General features: G+C 39.3%; 10 protein-coding genes and 4 pseudogenes. 12 read left to right on the top strand and 2 right to left on the bottom strand.

What is annotated here, in order from left to right:
* The first annotated feature begins 12 nt into the window (after nt 1–12).
* From IPK31_01615 to IPK31_01570, 10 genes and pseudogenes are all read left to right on the top strand, one after another.
* The gene (locus IPK31_01615; GenBank protein MBK8086765.1) at nt 13–1350 is read left to right on the top strand and encodes a beta-glucosidase; all 1338 of its coding nucleotides are present in this window, start codon (nt 13–15) and stop codon (nt 1348–1350) included.
* Between the two features lie 68 nt (nt 1351–1418).
* Nucleotides 1419–2705, top strand: a complete 1287-nt coding sequence (locus tag IPK31_01610; protein MBK8086764.1) for a hypothetical protein — start codon at nt 1419–1421, stop codon at nt 2703–2705.
* Between the two features lies 1 nt (nt 2706).
* Nucleotides 2707–4149: pseudogene (locus IPK31_01605) on the top strand (beta-glucosidase).
* Nucleotides 4149–5318 carry a Gfo/Idh/MocA family oxidoreductase gene (locus IPK31_01600; GenBank protein ID MBK8086763.1) on the top strand — a complete coding sequence of 390 codons (1170 nt, stop codon included), beginning with the start codon at nt 4149–4151 and terminating at the stop codon, nt 5316–5318. The pseudogene IPK31_01605 and the gene IPK31_01600 overlap by 1 nt, the downstream one beginning before the upstream one ends.
* Before the next feature lie 3 nt (nt 5319–5321).
* Nucleotides 5322–5747 (top strand): DoxX family protein, encoded by a 426-nt coding sequence (locus IPK31_01595; protein MBK8086762.1) that lies wholly within the window; start codon nt 5322–5324, stop codon nt 5745–5747.
* Entirely contained in the window at nt 5747–7474 is a 1728-nt protein-coding gene (locus tag IPK31_01590; protein ID MBK8086761.1) for a GMC family oxidoreductase, read from the top strand. Before IPK31_01595 ends, IPK31_01590 begins: the two co-directional genes overlap by 1 nt.
* Nucleotides 7440–9239, top strand: a complete 1800-nt coding sequence (locus IPK31_01585) for a family 43 glycosylhydrolase (GenBank protein ID MBK8086760.1) — start codon at nt 7440–7442, stop codon at nt 9237–9239. Before IPK31_01590 ends, IPK31_01585 begins: the two co-directional genes overlap by 35 nt.
* A gap of 1 nt (nt 9240) precedes the next feature.
* The gene (locus IPK31_01580; protein ID MBK8086759.1) at nt 9241–9906 is read left to right on the top strand and encodes a G-D-S-L family lipolytic protein; all 666 of its coding nucleotides are present in this window, start codon (nt 9241–9243) and stop codon (nt 9904–9906) included.
* A 12-nt stretch (nt 9907–9918) separates the two neighbouring features.
* The gene (bglX, locus tag IPK31_01575; protein MBK8086758.1) at nt 9919–12207 is read left to right on the top strand and encodes a beta-glucosidase BglX; all 2289 of its coding nucleotides are present in this window, start codon (nt 9919–9921) and stop codon (nt 12205–12207) included.
* 161 nt (nt 12208–12368) lie between these two features.
* Nucleotides 12369–12815 (top strand): 6-carboxytetrahydropterin synthase, encoded by a 447-nt coding sequence (locus IPK31_01570; protein MBK8086757.1) that lies wholly within the window; start codon nt 12369–12371, stop codon nt 12813–12815.
* A gap of 25 nt (nt 12816–12840) precedes the next feature.
* Here the strand turns inward: IPK31_01570 and IPK31_01565 are convergent, their stop codons facing one another.
* Together IPK31_01565 and IPK31_01560 are read right to left on the bottom strand one after the other, a co-directional pair.
* Nucleotides 12841–14895 carry a penicillin acylase family protein gene (locus tag IPK31_01565; GenBank protein ID MBK8086756.1) on the bottom strand — a complete coding sequence of 685 codons (2055 nt, stop codon included), beginning with the start codon at nt 14893–14895 and terminating at the stop codon, nt 12841–12843.
* Nucleotides 14896–14929: 34 nt separating this feature from the next.
* A pseudogene (locus tag IPK31_01560) lies at nt 14930–16470 on the bottom strand (hypothetical protein).
* 200 nt (nt 16471–16670) lie between these two features.
* Here IPK31_01560 and IPK31_01555 point away from each other — a divergent pair.
* Together IPK31_01555 and leuB are read left to right on the top strand one after the other, a co-directional pair.
* Nucleotides 16671–17837 (top strand): annotated as a pseudogene (locus IPK31_01555) (2-isopropylmalate synthase).
* A 25-nt stretch (nt 17838–17862) separates the two neighbouring features.
* A pseudogene (gene leuB / locus IPK31_01550) lies at nt 17863–18978 on the top strand (3-isopropylmalate dehydrogenase).
* Nucleotides 18979–19054 lie beyond the last annotated feature (76 nt).

Raw genomic sequence — 19054 nt, 5'->3', positions numbered from 1 at the left:
AACCAATCATTCATGAAACGGATTTTTTTAGTTGTTACAGTTATTTTTTTCATCGGCAGTGCTGGTGCTCAAACGAAAACAATTTCATTCGATCCTCTAAGGCGACCGAAAAATTTATCCGACTCTGCCTTGCTTGATCTTGTACAGAAACAAACCTTCCGGTACTTCTGGGATTTTGCACATCCTGTTAGTGGTATGGCAAGAGAAAGAAGCAATGAAAATTTTGGCTATGGAAATGAAACAGTAACTACGGGTGGTACCGGCTTTGGTATTATGAGTGTGATTGTGGCAACAGAAAGAAAATGGATCAGCAGAGACACAGCAGCGAAGTTTCTGCTGAACATGGTTCAATTCTTACTAAAGGCAGATTCTTATCACGGAGCATTTCCGCATTGGATGAATGGAGCAACAGGAAAAACAATTGCATTCAGCCGCAAGGATGATGGAGCAGACCTTGTTGAATCATCTTACTTATTTCAGGGACTGCTTTGTGCAAGACAATATTTTAATGCAGATAATAAAATTGAAAAGGAATTAAGAAACCGTATTCAGTGGATGTGGCCCGATATTGAATGGAACTGGTTTACACAGGGGCAGGAAGTATTGTACTGGCACTGGAGTCCGAATAATGGCTGGGCGATGAATTTTCCTGTACGTGGTTTTAATGAGTGTTTGATCATATATATTCTTGCAGCTTCTTCCCCCAATGAAAAATACCAGGTGAGTTCAGCAGTATATCATCGTGGATGGGCACAAAGCGATTTTTTCAGAAACGGGAAAGAGTTTTACGGAATTAAACTGCCGCTGGGTTTTGACTATGGTGGCCCTCTTTTCTTTTCACAATATTCTTTTGTTGGATTAGATCCAAGAGGTTTGAAAGATCGCTATGCAGATTACTGGGAGCAGAATAAAAATCATACACTCATCAACTATTCTTACTGCGTTGATAATCCAAAAAAATTTAAAGGCTATGGTGAAAATTGCTGGGGCTTAACAGCCAGTGATACTTATGATGGGTATAATGCGTTTTCACCCACCAATGATTTTGGAACAATTACTCCAACTGCTGCATTGAGTGCATTTCCTTACACGCCTGATTATTCTATGAAAGCCCTCAAACATTTTTACTATGATTTAGGCGATAAGATATGGAGTGAATATGGTTTTGTGGATGCATTTAATGAATCAAAAAACTGGTATGCCACCTCGCACCTTGCAATTGATCAGGGACCCATTATTGTGATGATTGAAAATTACCGATCTGGTTTGTTGTGGAAATTATTTATGAGCTGTCCGGAAATAAAAGTAGGATTGAAGAAACTTGGATTTGTGAGCTCTGCGGTTAAGTAATGAATATACCGTGTCATTTCATTACGGATTGACATAGAAATGAATGAACGTTTTATAAATGCCTGCCAATGCATAAGTTTTTATCTATAGCAAAGAAATTAAAATCCAGACAGTCTGTCCTGGTGGTATTGGCTATAGTCGTTTGTGTAGTTGTGTTTGCGAGGTGTAATAATACGGAGGAAGTAAAAGAAGAAGTTAAGGAAGATGTTAAACAGGAAGATATAGCCGGAGTTAAGTTTGAAGATTTTGCAGGAGAACAGAAATGTGCAGGCTGTCATCAAGCTGTTTATGAAACTCATATACAAACAGCCCATTTTGCAACGGCACAAACTGCTGAAGAAAAATATATTCATGGCAGTTTTAAAAAGGGAAGAAATGAGTATGCATATACACCCGATATTGTTTTAAAGATGGAAAAAAGGGACAGTGGTTTATTCCAGGTTGCTTATTTTAAAAAAGAAGAAAAAAAAGCAATGCGTTTTGATATGGTCATTGGATCGGGTGTAATGGGTCAATCTTTTTTAACATGGAGGGAAAACAAATTGTTTCAGTTGCCCATCACTTATTTTACAGCAGCAGACCGATGGTCGAATAGCCCGGGATTTCCTTCGGGGAAAGTGATGATCGACCGACCGATTACTTCCCGTTGCCTTGAATGCCATGCTTCATTTGCAGAAGGAATTGCAGGCCCAGCAATGGAACCAACAGAATTCGATCGTAAAAAAATGATGCTTGGTGTAACCTGTGAAAAATGTCATGGACCCGCAGCAAAGCATGTAAGCTATCAAACAGAAAACCCCAAAGAAAAGAAAGCAAAGTTTATTGTGAACCCTGCATCGCTATCCAGACAGCTGCAACTGGATGTTTGCAGTTACTGTCACGGAGGTAATATCGAAAAAACAAAACCATCCTTTCAGTTTACAGCAGGTAAACATCTCAGCGGCTATTTCAAAATTGATACTTCTGTTATTGATGTAGCCAACAGTGGAAATATGGATGTACACGGTAACCAGTATGGTTTCCTTAAAGCAAGTAAATGTTTTCAGAAAAGTTTAACCATGACCTGCAGTACATGCCATAATACACATGGAAACCAACGTGGGAAGACTGAATTGTTTTCACAGAAGTGTGTGGGTTGCCATAATACAGCTGAAGCGAAATTTAAAACTCCTGCACACAGCCAGGTGTTGGCCATTCAAAAAAATTGTATCGACTGTCATATGCCTGCACAGCCATCAAAAGCTATTGCAGTGAACCTGGAAGGAGAAGAAGTGCCGAGAGCATCACTGATCCGAACGCATTTCATCAGCATCTACCAGCAGCAAATTAAAAACGGGAAAATTCAAAAAAATTAGAATGCAGTTTAATACGGGAAAAAATATCATCACTGGGTTTTTAATCACACTGTTTTGTTATGGTACTGTAACAGCGCAAAAAGTAAATTTTAAAGATGGTTATCCCAATAATGTCAACCCAATTGGTATTATAAAAAATATTCCAGACAGTACTTTGCTTGAAATTGTACAACGTCAAACCTTTCGTTTCTTCTGGCATGGGGCACACCCGGTAAGTGGCCTGGCATTGGAAAGAAGCAATACAGTTTTAGCAGAGCATTACTGGGATTATATCAACGAAGCATGGGATGAACCCAATTTCAGTAAAACAACATTTGGCCCCGATGCAGGAGCAATAGGCGGTACAGGTTTTGGCATCATGAGCACTGTTGTTGCAGTGGAGCGGGGATGGATTGGAAGAGATACTGCTGTGAGGCGTTTACTAAAGATTGCAGATTTTTTAATTAATGCAGATTGTTATCATGGCATCTATCCGCATTTTATGAATGGCAGAACAGGAAAGACCATTAAGTTTGATCGACTGGATGACGGCGCAGATATTGTTGAAACGTCCTATTTACTCATGGGCTTTTTATGTGCAAGAGAATATTTTAATAAAGACAATCCAAGAGAAGTGTATTTGCGCAAACGCATCAATCAAATGTGGGGTGCTGCTAACTGGAACTGGCATACCAACAATGAAAATAAATTATACTGGCACTGGAGTCCCAACAATGGATTCGATATGAATTTCCCGGTGTGGGGTTATAATGAATGCTTGATCACTTACATCATGGCAGCCTCATCAAAGTATCATGCTATTTCAAAAGATGTTTACAACGGAACATGGGTGGGAAGTTTCGGATTTAAAAATGGTAAAGAATATTATGGCTATAAACTGCCATTGGGGAATTTTGATAAAGACAAAGGCGGTCCGTTATTTTTTGAACAGTATACTTTTCAAGGGATTAATCCAAACGGCTTAAAAGATTCTTTAGGCAATGATTATTTTTTGCAGGGAAAAAATCATACACTCATCAACAGGGCATACTGTATAGAGAATCCAAATAAGTTTAGAGGATACAGTGATAAGTGCTGGGGTTTAACAGCAGGTGACAGTTATAAAGGTTATGTGGCACACAGCCCGGAAAATGACCGTGGTGTCATTCAGCCAACAGCGGCTATTTCATCAATGCCCTATACGCCAAAGGAAAGTATGGAAGCTTTACGCTATTTCTATTAGGAACAGGGCAATAAGATAGGGGGTGAGTATGGTTTTGTAGAGGGGTTCAGTATTCATTACAACTGTTATGCAAAAAGTCATTTAGCAATTGACCAGGGGCCAATTGTTGTTATGATTGAAAATTACCGCAGCGGTTTACTGTGGAATTTATTCATGAATATTCCTGATATACAGAATGTGTTGAAACGGTTAGGATTTACATCACCTGCAATAAAAAAATAATGAGCAGCAATCTTTCACGTCAGCAATTTTTACAATACACAGTATCTGCCGGAGCTGCAATACTGTTGTCATCGCTTGAAAGCTTTGCGTTAGAAAATGCAGATAAAAAATTGAGAGTGGCCTTGATTGGTTGTGGCAGTGTCAGCAACCGTTACCTGCCGCAATTATTATCATCAAATCTTATTGAAGTGGTCAGTCTTTGTGATATTAAATATGAACGGGCAACGGCACAGAATAAAGAATATAAAGTAAACGCACAGACTTACCCAAACATTGATGCAATGCTGAAAGGTGTTCCATTCGATATGATGGTTACAACAACAGATATGCAGGTGCATGGTGAGTTGAATAGAAAAGCATTGCTGGCAGGTAAACATGTATGGAGCGAAAAGCCAATGGCCAACACATATGCAGAAGGTAAAGCATTGCTCGATCTGGCTAAAAGTAAAAACCTGCGATTATGGGGAGCTCCTGCTGTTGTAAACAGTCCGCAGTTTGCTTTTATGAGTAAAACAATTCAGGAAGGAAAATTGGGCAGAGTTGCAAGTGCTCACGGACAGTATGGACATACAGGCCCAACATGGAGTGCGTTCTTTTATGAAAAGGGTGGTGGAAGTATGCCTGATCTCGGTGTATATAATATGGCAACGCTTACCGGTTTACTTGGTCCTGCAAAATCTGTGATGGCGATGACGAGTATTGTAAACCCTGAGCGAACTGTTGACGATAAAGGAAAAATAAAAGTGGAAGCAGAAGACAATGCACATATTTTACTGGAACATGAGAAGGGAATAATCAGCCATGTAATGTGTGGCTTTAATTATTTTGATCCGCATGGGCATGAAGCAAAAGGACAATCCTTACATTCTATTCAGATTTATGGAGATTATGGAAATATGCGTTTGATTGGCTACGATTGGGAAACAAGTGGTGTAATGCTCGATACATCATGGACTGAACCACCAAAGTTGCATGCAACAGAAAGCGAAGGCTACGAATGGCAGGAAGGAGCAAGAGTAACCGGTGAAAGCATTATAAAAGGAATTGAGCCACGAATCAATGTTGAACATGCATTGCATGTGCTGGAAATAATTGAAGCAGCAACAAAATCTTCAGCAACGGGAATGAAAATTAAGTTACAGTCAACCTTTAAATGGCCAATGGTTTAAGTAATGAATAAATTTCTTTCATCATCTCCATTAGAGCTAAATGCCGGGCTTACTTTGGTAAGGTTGATTGCTGGTTTTTTTATGATCTATCATGGCTGGGAAATTTTCAGCGATACAAAAATGAATGAATACCTGCAATGGGATCAGTTTAAATTATCATCTAATGGAAAGTTCATGGTTTATACAGGTAAGCTCGCAGAACTTATTGCAGGTGTACTTCTTTTCTTTGGTTTATTTACAAGATTAGCGTCATTGGTTTTAATTGGTTCAATGAGTTACATTGCGTTTTTTATAGGGCATGGAAAGATAGGGTATGAAGATCAGCATCCGTTTCTGTTTGTTTTGCTGGGCATTATATTTCTATTAGCCGGCGGAGGAAGATGGAGTGCAGATCATTATGTATTTAAGAAAAAATCATTGTACAGATAATGCCCGATACTTCACAGTTACATATTAACACAAAGGGAAAGGAGGTCAACACATTTGATGCAATTGTGATTGGCAGCGGTATCAGTGGCGGCTGGGCTGCAAAAGAATTGTGTGAAAAAGGAATGAAGACCTTGGTTTTGGAGCGTGGAAGAAATGTGGATCATATCAAAGATTATCCAACAGCTAATCTGTCAGGGTGGGAATTGCCGCACCGTGGGTGGATCACTAACGAAACAAAAAAGAACAATCCATACATCAGTAAGGCTGCCGGTTACAGTGAAGACACACAGCATTTTTTTATAAAGGATGCAGATCATCCTTATGTACAGGAAAAACCATTTGAATGGATTCGTGGTTACCAGGTTGGTGGCAAATCATTAACGTGGGGAAGAGCATGTGCAAGATGGAGTGAATTTGATTTTACTGCACCCAAACGTTATGGATACGGCGAATCATTTCCTATTGGATACAATGATATTAAAGACTGGTACAGCCATGTAGAAAAATTTATTGGCGTTTGCGGAAGCTATGATGGCATTCCTTCCATGCCAGATGGTGAATTCTTAACTGCTTATGAATTGAATGTAGTGGAAAAGCACATGCAGAAAGTATTGAAAGAAAAATTCAACCGTCATTATGTTTCCGGAAGATGGGCACATATTACGGATCCCAAGCAAATACATTATGATCAGGGTCGTGTGCAATGTATGAACAGGAATTTATGTATGCGTGGTTGTCCGCTTGGAGGTTACTTCAGTTCCAATTCATCTACACTGCCATGGGCAATGAAGACAGGTAATCTTACCATTCGGCCGCATTCAGTTGTTCATTCCATTATTTATGATGAACAGAAACAAAAAGCAATTGGTGTACGGGTGATTGATACCAATACAAAAGACGCAACAGAGTTTTTTGCAAAGATCATTTTTGTAAATGCTTCTGCGTTAAATACAAACCTCATCTTACTCAATTCAACATCAAACCGTTTCCCAAATGGTTTGGGAAATGACAGTGGATTGATGGGGAAATACATTTGTTTCCATAATTACCGTGGAAGTATGAATGGTGATATCGATGGATACACAGATAAATATTACAAAGTATCCAAACCTGCAGAATGTATTGTTGCCAATTTCAGAAATGTAGAAAAGAAAGACACTGATTTTGAAGGTGGATATGTTATCTATTCAGGTGCATACAGGGAAAAGCTGAGCGATAAAAATATCAAACACTTGCTTGGTGCTGAATTTAAAGAAGCCATGAGTGAGCCGGGCACGTGGGGTGTTTATATGTACATGCAGGGTGAAACAATTGCGAAAGAAAGCAATCATGTGCGTTTGAGCAAGGAAGAAAAAGATCAGTGGGGAATTCCTTTACTGGTTACATCTGTTGGGTATGATGAGAATGATGACAAGATGGTGAAGGATTTTTTGGAACAGGGCAGGGCCATGCTTGAAGCAGCTGGAGTAAAGAATATTAATACCAATGATAACAGGCAACCACCAGGTTTGGATATACATGAAATGGGTGGGGTGCGAATGGGCAGCAATCCTAAAACATCTTTGCTCAATGAGTTTAATCAACTGCATCATTGCAAAAATGTTTTTATTACTGATGGAGCCTGTATGACAAGTACAGGCAGTCAAAGTCCGTCAATTTTATATATGGCTTTTACAGCAAGGGCAGTTGCTCATGCTGTGGAGGAACTTAAAAAAGGGAATTTATGAACAGAAAAAAACTGATCCTTCCAGTTATCATAATGTTGATTGCATTTTTTCCAACGCACAACAGAAAACTTATTGCAACCCAATCAACATAGATTATGGGTACACACCTATTCCCAACTTCAGTCAATGGGGGAACCACAGAGCTACTGCAGATCCGGTGATAGTAAACTATAAAGGCGATTATTATTTATTCAGCACCAACCAGTGGGGTTATTGGTACAGCAGTGATATGCTTAACTGGAAGTTCAATTCGAGAAAATTTCTTCGTCCATGGAATGAAGGATATGATGAACTCTGTGCGCCTGCTGTTGGAATCATCGGCGATACAATGATTGTATTCGGCTCTACCTATACAAGTAAGTTCACCATCTGGATGAGCACAAATCCAAAAGCCAATGAGTGGAAACCTTTGGTCGATTCATTCGAGATTGGCGGATGGGATCCTTCTTTCTTTACAGATGATGATGGCAGGTTGTACCTGTACAACGGCAGCAGCAATAAATTTCCGATGTACGGAATTGAACTCAACAGAAAAACATTGCAACCCATCGGCACAAGAAAAGAAATGTATTTACTCGAACCATGGCGTTTTGGCTGGCAGCGTTTTGGTGAGCATATGGATAACACATTTCTTGATCCTTTTATTGAAGGGTCACATATGACAAAACACAATGGAAAATATTATTTGCAGTATGGTGCACCCGGAACAGAATTCAGCGGCTATGCAGATGGATTACTGGTGGGTAATGAACCGCTTGGTTTTTTTGAAGCACAAAGTGATCCGTTAAGTATTAAGCTGGGAGGCTTTGTTCGTGGAGCCGGGCATGGTGCTACGTTCCAGGACAATTATCAAAACTACTGGCATGTTTCTACAACAGTACTTTCTGTAAAAAATACGTTTGAAAGAAGATTGGGTATCTGGCCAACCGGCTTTGATAAAGATGGAAACATGTATTGCAACACAACCTTTGGCGATTATCCGCATTTTATTCCTGCACCTGGTTTTTCAGGTTCAACATATGGAGCCAATGGCAAATCAGGATACTTCACAGGATGGATGTTATTAAACTATAACAAAGCTGTGCAGGTTTCTTCCACCTTAGGTGGCTACCTTCCGAACAATGCTGTTGATGAGTTGATAAAAACGTATTGGAGTGCAGCAACAGTTAACAAAGGAGAGTATATTCAAACTGATTTGGGAAATATTTCAACTGTGAATGCTGTGCAGATTAACTATGCTGATCAGGATGTGGAAAGTAATCACCTTGGTAAATGGAATGATCAGTATCATCAGTACAAACTTTATTATTCTGTTGACGGAAAAAAATGGAATGTACTGGTTGATAAAAGTAATAACAAAACAGATATACCACACGAGCATGTAGAACTGGAGAAACCTGTACAGGCAAGATTTATAAAGCTGGAGAATATTCATATGCCAACCGGCAAATTTGCCATCAGTGGTTTCAGGGTTTTCGGGAATGGCAATGGTTCTAAACCCGATGCAGTGCAGGGATTTATTGTATTGCGAACAGAGAAAGACAAACGGAGTGCTTTTATTAAATGGAAACCGGTGGATAATGCATTTGCTTACAATATTTATTACGGCACTCATCCAGATAAATTATATACCAGTATCATGGTGCATTCAAACAATGAATACTGGATGAAGGCAATGGATTCGCAAAAGGCTTATTATTACTCCATTGAATCCATTAATGAAAACGGTACAAGCGAAAGAACAAAAGTTATTAAAGCGGATTAGTATGATAAAGAAAATTAGTAAAGTAATCTTAGTATTTCTGTTGCTGGCTGTTTCTGTTCAGGCACAGGAAAAACTTCCTTACTGGAAAGAAGTACAGGCATTGAAAGCAATTGACAGTGCTAAATTTCCTGCCACCAACCAGATATTACTTATCGGCAGTTCTTCTTTTACATTGTGGAAAGATGTGCAGGAATATTTTCCATCAAAACCAATTCTGAACCGTGCCTTTGGTGGCTCTAAACTGGTTGATCTGATCCGTTACCGCTATGATGTAATTTATCCGTATCAGCCAAAACAGATTGTAATGTATTGCGGAGAAAATGATTTTGCTTCCAGCGATACCGTTACTGTTGCAATGGTTGTGGATCGGTTTGAAGCACTGTTTAAACTGATCCGGGCAAAATATAAAACAGTTCCTTTTGCCTATGTGTCAATGAAGCCCAGCCCAAGCCGTGCTCATTTGATGCCGAAATACGAAGAAGCCAACCGGCAGATAAAAGTGTATTTATCAAAACAAACAAAGGCAGCATTCATTGATGTATATCATTCCATGCTTATGCCGGATGGATCATCAATGACGGATATTTTCAAAGAAGATAACCTGCATATGAATGCAAAAGGCTATGCTATCTGGAAAAAAGTTATCGCACCATATTTAATGAAATAAAAAAACAGACTCATGAAACTCTTACAGAAGCTTACATTATTCTCCGTTGTATTTGCGTTGGTATTTATTGCCGCACAAAAACCGGATGATTCAAAAATGAAACTGTTCATTGATGCATTGATGCAGAAAATGACACTCGATGAAAAAATTGGTCAATTGAATTTGCCCGGTTCAGGCGATATTGTTACAGGACAGGCAGGCAATTCAGATATCGGCAAAAAAATCAGGGAAGGAAAAGTTGGAGGATTGTTCAATATCAAATCTGTTGAAAAGATCCGTGCCGTACAAAAAGTGGCAGTAGAAGAAAGCCGTTTAAAAATTCCTTTGCTGTTTGGTATGGATGTAATTCATGGATATGAAACGGTGTTTCCTATTCCGCTTGGATTAAGCTGCAGCTGGGATATGAATTTAATTGAACGCAGTGCAAGAATAGCGGCAGTTGAAGCAAGTGCAGATGGTATTAACTGGACCTTCAGCCCGATGGTTGACATTGCCCGTGATCCTCGCTGGGGAAGGGTTGCAGAAGGAAGTGGTGAAGATGCTTATCTCGGTTCACAGATTGCCAAAGCAATGGTGCAGGGATACCAGGGAAAAGATCTTTCACTGAATAACACCATCATGGCCTGTGTAAAACATTATGCGTTGTATGGTGCTGCAGAAGCAGGAAGAGATTACAATACAACCGACATGAGCCGATACAGAATGTATAATGAATATTTCCCACCTTATAAAGCTGCAGTTGATGCAGGTGCAGGAAGTGTGATGGCATCGTTCAACGATGTGGATGGAATTCCTGCAACAGCAAATAAATGGCTAATGACAACAGTGCTTCGCAATCAATGGGGCTTTAAAGGATTTGTTGTAACCGATTATACAGGCATTAACGAAATGATTGAACATGGTATTGGTGATTTAAAAACTGTTTCAGGAAAAGCATTAAATGCCGGCATTGATATGGATATGGTAGGTGAAGGATTCTTACTTACCTTGAAACAATCATTGAAAGAAGGAAAAGTTACGATGCAGATGATTGATGCAGCCTGCAGAAGAATACTGGAAGCAAAATATAAACTTGGATTGTTTGATGATCCTTACCGTTACTGCAACCCTGAAAGAGCGAAGACAGATATTTTCACTTCAGCACACCGCAAAGCTGCAAGAGAAACTGCTGCACAAAGTTTTGTATTACTCAAGAATCAAAACAATGTATTGCCGTTAAAAAAATCTGGAACAATTGCACTGATCGGACCAATGGCAGATAACAAGGAGAACATGCCGGGTACATGGAGTGTGGCTGCTAATTTTTCAAAAGCAACTTCTGTTTTAACAGGATTGAAAGAAGTGATTGGTGATAAAGTAAAAATTTTAACTGCAAGAGGCTCTAATCTTGACAGTGATAGTTTGTTTGAAGTAAGAGCAGGCATGTTTGGTAAATCTTTGCACAGAGACAGCCGCCCTGCTGATGTGATTATGAAGGAAGCTGTTGATATCGCCAATCAAAGTGATGTAATTGTTGCTGTGTTGGGCGAGAGTTCAGAGATGAGCGGTGAATCATCGAGCAGAAGTAATATTGAAATTCCAAAGGCACAGAAAGAATTATTGAAAGCATTATTGAAAACAGGAAAGCCTGTTGTACTTGTTTTATTTACCGGTCGCCCGTTAGCATTGAAATGGGAAAATGAGAATGTATCTGCAATTTTAAATGTTTGGTTTGGAGGAAGTGAAGCAGGTTATGCGATTGCTGATGTTTTATTTGGTGATGTAAATCCTTCAGGAAAACTCAGTACAACATTTCCACAGAATGTTGGACAGGTGCCGATTTTCTACAACCATAAAAATACAGGTCGCCCATTGGCTGAAGGAAAATGGTTTGAAAAATTCCGCAGTAATTATTTAGATGTAAGTAATGAGCCGGTTTATCCGTTTGGGTTTGGATTGAGCTACACCAATTTCAGCTATGGTGATGTGAAGTTGAGCAGCACTTCATTAAAAGGAAATCAAACATTAACCGCAACTGTTACTGTAACCAATACAGGTAAAGTTGATGGTAAAGAAGTTGTTCAGTTATACATCCGTGATTTGATTGGTTCTGTAACGAGACCGGTGAAAGAACTGAAAGGGTTCCAGAAGATTGATTTGAAAGCTGGCGAAACAAGAACAGTCAGTTTCAGAATTACTCCAAATGACCTGAAATTTTATAATTACGACCTCAAATACGATTGGGAGGCCGGAGATTTCCAGGTGATGATTGGCGGCAATTCAAGAGATGTGAAAATGGGAACAGTAAAATGGATGAAATAAAAAAGCACTCAGTTTACGATGAAATAAAGGGCAGATGGTTATCTGCCCTTTATTTTTCCTGACCATAATTAGCTGAAAAACTAATGAATGTCTTCTGCTGCAGCTAAACTCTCAGCCGAATTAAAGATAATTTTGTACTTCATTCAGATCTGTTATCAGCAATGTTATTACTTACTAAAATTTTTCATTTTGAAATGGCCCATGCCATTGATGGGTATGATGGAGTTTGCAAAAATATCCACGGTCATTCCTATGAATTGCATGTAACTGTCGGATCAGATGATCAGGGGGATGAATTTATTCCTGCTCCAGGCTTTATACTTGATTTTAAAGAACTGAAAAGTATTGTGAACACTTCTGTGATTGATATATTAGATCACAAATTACTTTTATCAACAGGTTACCTGGCAAAACATCCGCATGTTCAAACACAGGAAAATTTAGTTGTATGGGAAGCTGAACCAACAGCTGAAAACTTATTGCTTTATATGCAACGCATCATCAGGGGAAAATTACCTGCTGAAATGAAACTTACGCAACTGAAGTTGTATGAAACAAACAATTCGTTTGCAACCTGGACTAATGGCTCGCTGAAATCGGTGTATTGATTTTATCCATTCTTTTAATGCAGGTTTATTTTACCGGGTGGTAAATCCGTTCGGCATGTTGATACACTTCCTCTTTATTCAAGGTCATCTTTTTCGTCTTCTGCTGTAAATACATTTCCACCTGGTCATCAAAATGTTTGTTGCCGGGTTTAGCAGAAGCGCCATACATGTTTACTGTTTCAATTGCGGGCAATCCTTCTTTTTTAAAACGGATGAACATGATTAACCCATCACCACCAATTGATTTCAACTTTCCATCTTTATACGGAGCTGTCCATTGAGGAGAGAGCAGATCAGGAAAACCCCATAGTGGCCATTCTTTATCACCACGTACAAGTTTTTGAATATCGCCCAATGCAAGATCAGTCTTGCCGAAATTGCTCATCATATAATCATATACATATTTATAAGTCTCAACTGCTTCAGCCTTTGAAATTTTTCCGGGAGTACGGCCAGTGAGCACTTTTGATAAGTGCAGGTATGTCAGTAAAAAGATAGCAGCACCTTTGCTGTCGGCAGTTCCTTTCTTATCCCATGCCGTGAATGTATTTATCAATGAAGCATATTGCGGAAACTCGGTAACAGATAACAAAAACATACTGTCAATATCATGAGGGTAACGGAGTTTTGCAGGTAATTGCCTGTCGAATTTTATTTTTTTCAATGTTTCAAAATCAAGCTTTCCTTCAGGCATTTGTTCGGCCACACGAACGCTTCTGTTATTATCATGCATTTCCCAGCCATCAGTAACAGGGAATTTGTTTGGATTGAGATTATCACTCTTTCCTGTTGCTAAAAAAGAAGAGTGATTTGTGTTGAAGAGGTAACCGCTTTTCGGATTGATGTATTGCGGCAGTTCATTGAAATTTCTGAACGATGTCCATAATGTTTTCGATGTATTGCCAGGAACAGTTTTCTTCCAGTTATATTCCGGTGAAGGGTTTCTTGCCGGGATCAATCCATTGTTTACATAAAAGATGGTGTCGTATTTATCAGCATAAGTTATATTAAACATTGAGAGCCGCTGATCTTTAATGGCATTGTAAAATTCCGTGAAGTTTTTTGCTTTGTCCATGTAATACCATTGCTCCAGTGAACGGATATCCATATCAGCGCCAAGTCGGATAGAAAAATATCCCTGTTTGTTTTTCATGGTTGCACCATACTTACTCCAGTAAACTGTTCTGCTGATTCCAATTGGAATGCCTTTGATATGCAGTTTAATTTTTTTCTGTTCAAGATCAACCCATTCACCATCAAATTTGTATTGATTGGAATTGGCTGGATTCATTTCTAACTGAAACACATCCATACGGTCGCAGTAATTAACCGTATGTGCCCAACCAAGATTTTCATTTGTGCCATGTAAGATGCAGGGGGCGCCGGCAAGTAATCCACCCGTTACATTCAATCCTTCTTCACTGTTAATATGTGCTTCATAAAAAGCCTGCGATCCTGTATTGGGCTGATGTGCATTCACCAGCAGAAATGCTTCACCTGTATTTGTTTTGGATGGATGTACGGCAATGGCATTGCTTCCTTTTTTATTCAGCTCCTCAACAACATCTTCACTATTGTTGAAAATAGCCATCAATGCTTTATCAGCGCCATTGAAAACCGTCAGTGCAAGAACTGTAGAAGAAATATATTCCTGCATGGTAATGGGGAAGATTTTTTTATGCAGTAATTCATTTGGATGAGTTTTTGCATAAGCGTTGATCCCCTGTACATAACCATCAATTAATTTCAAAAAAGCAGGAGTGAGGGTGTTCCATTTCTCCAGTGTAATTTCTTTGCAGCGAAATAACGCAAATGCATAATCACCGGCAACACCCTCTTTGCCTTGCACAGTTCCCATTAAACCTTTAACGGGCAAGATCACTTCCTGTATACTTTTAAAATCGTCTTCGGCATTGGCCCATGCCAAACCATAAGCTACTTCTGCATCAGTTTTGGCAAATATGTGTGGCACGCCAAAGCTGTCACGTACTATTTCAATTTTTGAGGGATCGATTTTCTGTTGTGCAGAAACAGAAAGGGTAAGGCAAAACAGAAAACATGCAAGTGAATAGAATTTCATAAGTGTTCTAACAGATAAGGTTGATTAAAAGTTTTTATTTCTTCCGTTTATATTTTTCGTGGATGATCTTCTGAACCGGAATGTTTTCAATCTTGCTTTCGAGCCAGCTGATTATATCAAGATAAACAAATGCTCTTGTTTCAAAACGGTTGCCTTCATATTTTCTGATGCGTTCCAGTAATTTTTCAAAAGCCGGTTTGAATTTATCGGGCGATAGCTTAAACGATTGACGCAGGAATCTGAACATTTCTTCTTCAACTCCACTCAGGTTTTCCATTTTACCCATGAAGCGGTAAACTGATTTAATGAGATATTCAAGCAAATCAAAATTACCCAGCTCGTAATGTGCAATCAGGTGCAGCAGTCGTGCATAGCATTGCAGATCGGTACGCAAATCAACTTTCCAGTTAATGATCTTGTTCAGGTATTCAATAGCTTTTTCATTGTTACCGCTTCCGAAGTATAAACAGGCAATCTTATAATAGAAAGTGAGCACACGATGCCGGTCGAGATACAGTTCATATTCATCCAGCTTTTCTTCTATATGCGGAACTAGTCTTAATCCTTCTGTAAATGTGCCTTCAACAAAATGTTTATTGATCTTGGAAATATACAGGTACACAAAACAAAGAATGCGGTAGTTATCATTTTGCTGCACCACTTTTCGCTGCGTAAATTTTTCAAACAACTCAATGGTTTCATTCAGCTTCTTTTCATTCTGCACATCAAAATGGGCACTCATTAAATTGTGAAGACCTTTAATATAGTGTGCAGTTTCTGCTTCAATCATGGCAGGTTGTTTTTCAAAAAGGTCAACCCATTTCTGTGTATAGCGATAATACAATAAAAAGTCCTGGTTAATAAATGCCACCCAAGAATAAGACTGGTACACATACAACTGCTCATAAAAGCCCTTCAGTGTTTCTGCATGCTTTGGTAAATGTGTTTCGAAATAATGCTTTACCTCATTACCTTCTTTTTCATTTCTTGCCACACCATGTTTAATATACCAGCTATATAACTGTAGTGATAAATTTGACAGGTGTGAAATATCAGATAGCTTTTTATCAACTGTGTTTGATTCATCTGTCAGCTGATCGGCCCTGTCCTGCATACTTCTTGTGATATACAGTGCTTCAATCTTCTTTTCAAAAAACAATATCTGCTGCAGGTAGGTGATCTGTTCAAACTGTTTTGCCAGCTCTTTCATCTTTTCCAGCACTTTCAGGGTTTGCAGGTACAGACCCTTATTATAGAGTATGCGGGCAAAGTCCATCTGCTCGTGCAGCTGAATGGTTATATTATCTTCCTGCTTTATTAAACGGAGGCTGGAAAGAATGGATTTATATAAATGGGCCTTTAAATTCGACAGTTGCTGTTTGGTAATCCGCTGGTTTTTTTGAGCAAAATGGCTTCATCATAGGCCTCCATCCGGTCCATGGCGTCAAAAAGCTGAATCACTTTTAAGTTGGAATCGGCAGAGTTTCGCTTCACATATAGCTTGAAATTGCGCTTTTCGCTCTTTTCAAGCGATTTTACCAACTGAAAGACCGTATCTGTAGAGCGGTTGGGCATCGTAATTAGTTCTTATCTAAATCCTTTAAAAACAGCGAGTTGGGTGCAATGTACAACCCTTATCTGTTGTAAAATACATGAAATAATAGTTTGTAACTCCCCTCAAAGTAAAATAATTTTATGGGGCAGGTTGGTTACTTCGACCCTTAGACGAAAAATCGAAGTGGGCAGCCTGTTTTTTTACACCATTAAAGAATGTTATGGCCGAAAAACAAGTGTACATTTTTGATACCACTCTCAGAGACGGAGAACAGGTACCAGGTTGTAAACTGAACAGCACAGAGAAAATAGAATTGGCATTAAAGCTGGAAGATTTAGGAGTTGATATTATAGAAGCTGGGTTCCCCATTTCAAGTCCGGGTGACTTTGAAAGTGTTTCTGAAATTTCCAAAGTAATTAAACATGCGTAGGTTTGCGGATTAAGCAGGGCCGTTTTAAAAGATATTGAAACAGCTGCTGCTGCGTTGAAACATGCGAAGCATCCACGCATACATACAGGAATAGGAACAAGTGATTTTCATATCAAAACAAAATTCAACTCTACACGGGAAGAAATTCTCGTAAGGGCTGTGCAATGTGTAAAGTGGGCAAAGAATTTTGTGGATGATGTGGAGTTTTATGCAGAAGATGCCGGGCGTACAGAGAACGAATATCTTGCCCGTGTAATTGAAGCAGTGATTGCTGCCGGTGCAACAGTGGTAAATATTCCTGATACAACCGGTTATTGTTTGCCTTATCAATACGGAGAAAAAATAGCTTTTTTAATCAATAATGTACCCAATATCGATAAGGCCGTTATAAGTTGTCATTGCCATAATGACCTCGGGTTAGCCACTGCTAATTCGATAGCTGGGGTAATTGCCGGTGCACGACAAATAGAATGTACCATAAACGGATTAGGTGAGCGGGCCGGCAATACTTCCCTGGAAGAAGTGGTGATGGTGCTGAAACAGCACAGCGATCTTGGTTTCTATACCAATGTTAAAACCAAAGAACTTAACCCAATGAGCCGTTTGGTAAGTGATATCATGCGTATGCCGGTGCAGCCCAACAAAGCAATTGTTGGCAGTAATGCTTTTGCACACAGCAGCGGTATTCACCAGGATGGATTTTTGAAAAATGCACAGAACTATGAAATCATTAACCCCGTTGAGGTGGGAGCCGATGCAAGTAAAATTGTGTTGACTGCACGCAGCGGCAGAAGTGCTCTTGCTTTCCGTTTTCATAAACTTGGTTTTGATTTTAACCGTGATGATGTGGATGCATTGTATGAAAAATTCTTAGAAGTGGCCGACACGAAGAAAGAAGTAAATGATGAAGATCTGCAGGCTCTGGCAAAGCAATACCAGTCTGCAACAGTAGTTTGAAAAACACAACCTTAAACCTATACCTATGCAAAAGAAAATAGCAGTATTAAATGGTGATGGAATTGGACCTGAAGTAACGGCACAATCCATTAAAGTATTAAACGCCATTGCTCTTGAATTTGGACATCATTTTGAATACAAAGAAGCTTTGATTGGTGCGGATGCAATTGATAAAACAGGCTCGGCTTTACCAACGGAAACAATTGATATCTGTTTAGACAGTGACGCAGTACTGTTTGGCGCTGTTGGTCACCCGAAATATGATAATGATCCAACTGCAAAGGTTCGCCCGGAGCAGGGAATACTCGGCATACGGAAAGCATTGCAGCTGTTTGCAAATATTCGCCCCATTACTGCTTAACCATCGTTACAGCACCTATCACCATTTAAACCAAAACAACTCGCAGTAGTTGATTGTGTTATTTTCCGTGAACTGACAGGTGGTATTTATTTGTGAAAGAAGCATACTAGTGAAGATGGAAATTATGCAAGTGATGAATGCGGTTACAGTCGTGAAGAAATTGAACGCATTGCCCATCTTGCTTTTCAATATGCACAAAAGCGCAGAAAAAAATTAACACTGATTGATAAAGCCAATGTACTGGAAACATCCAGGCTCTGGCGCAAAGTGGTACAGGAAATAGCAACGCAGTACAGCAATGTAACGGTTGATTATATGTTTGTTGACAATGCTGCCATGCAGCTGATCTTAAACCCCAAGCAGTTTGATGTGATCTTAACAGAAAACCTGTTTGGCGATATCATCAGTGATGAAGCAAGTGTACTCAGCGGATCATTAGGTATGCTGCCATCTGCTTCTGTTGGAAATGGCCCTGCTTTGTTTGAACCGATTCATGGTTCATATCCGCAGGCAGCAGGAAAAGATATTGCGAATCCAACAGGTTCTATTTTATCAGCAGCTTTACTGCTTGATCATTTTGGATTGACAAAAGAAGCAAAAGTAATTCGTGAAGCCGTTGACTGGACTTTGCAGAACAATTTTGTAACAAAAGATATTGATCCGGTGAATTTTTATTTTACCAGTACCATTGGTGATTTGATCAGTGATTATGTAAGCGGGAAAATTCCGGGGGCAATTCATAAGGAAAACATTGAGCTGCGTAAATCAACCATTATCTGATAAGAGGATGATTTACGTGGTGAAAAACCAAATAGTTCTTTGTATATAAAAATTAAGGCGGTATATTCGTAATACA

The sequence above is a fragment of the Chitinophagaceae bacterium genome (assembly GCA_016713085.1).
GTDB lineage: Bacteria > Bacteroidota > Bacteroidia > Chitinophagales > Chitinophagaceae > Lacibacter.
This window is presented reverse-complemented; position numbering and strand designations above follow the sequence as displayed.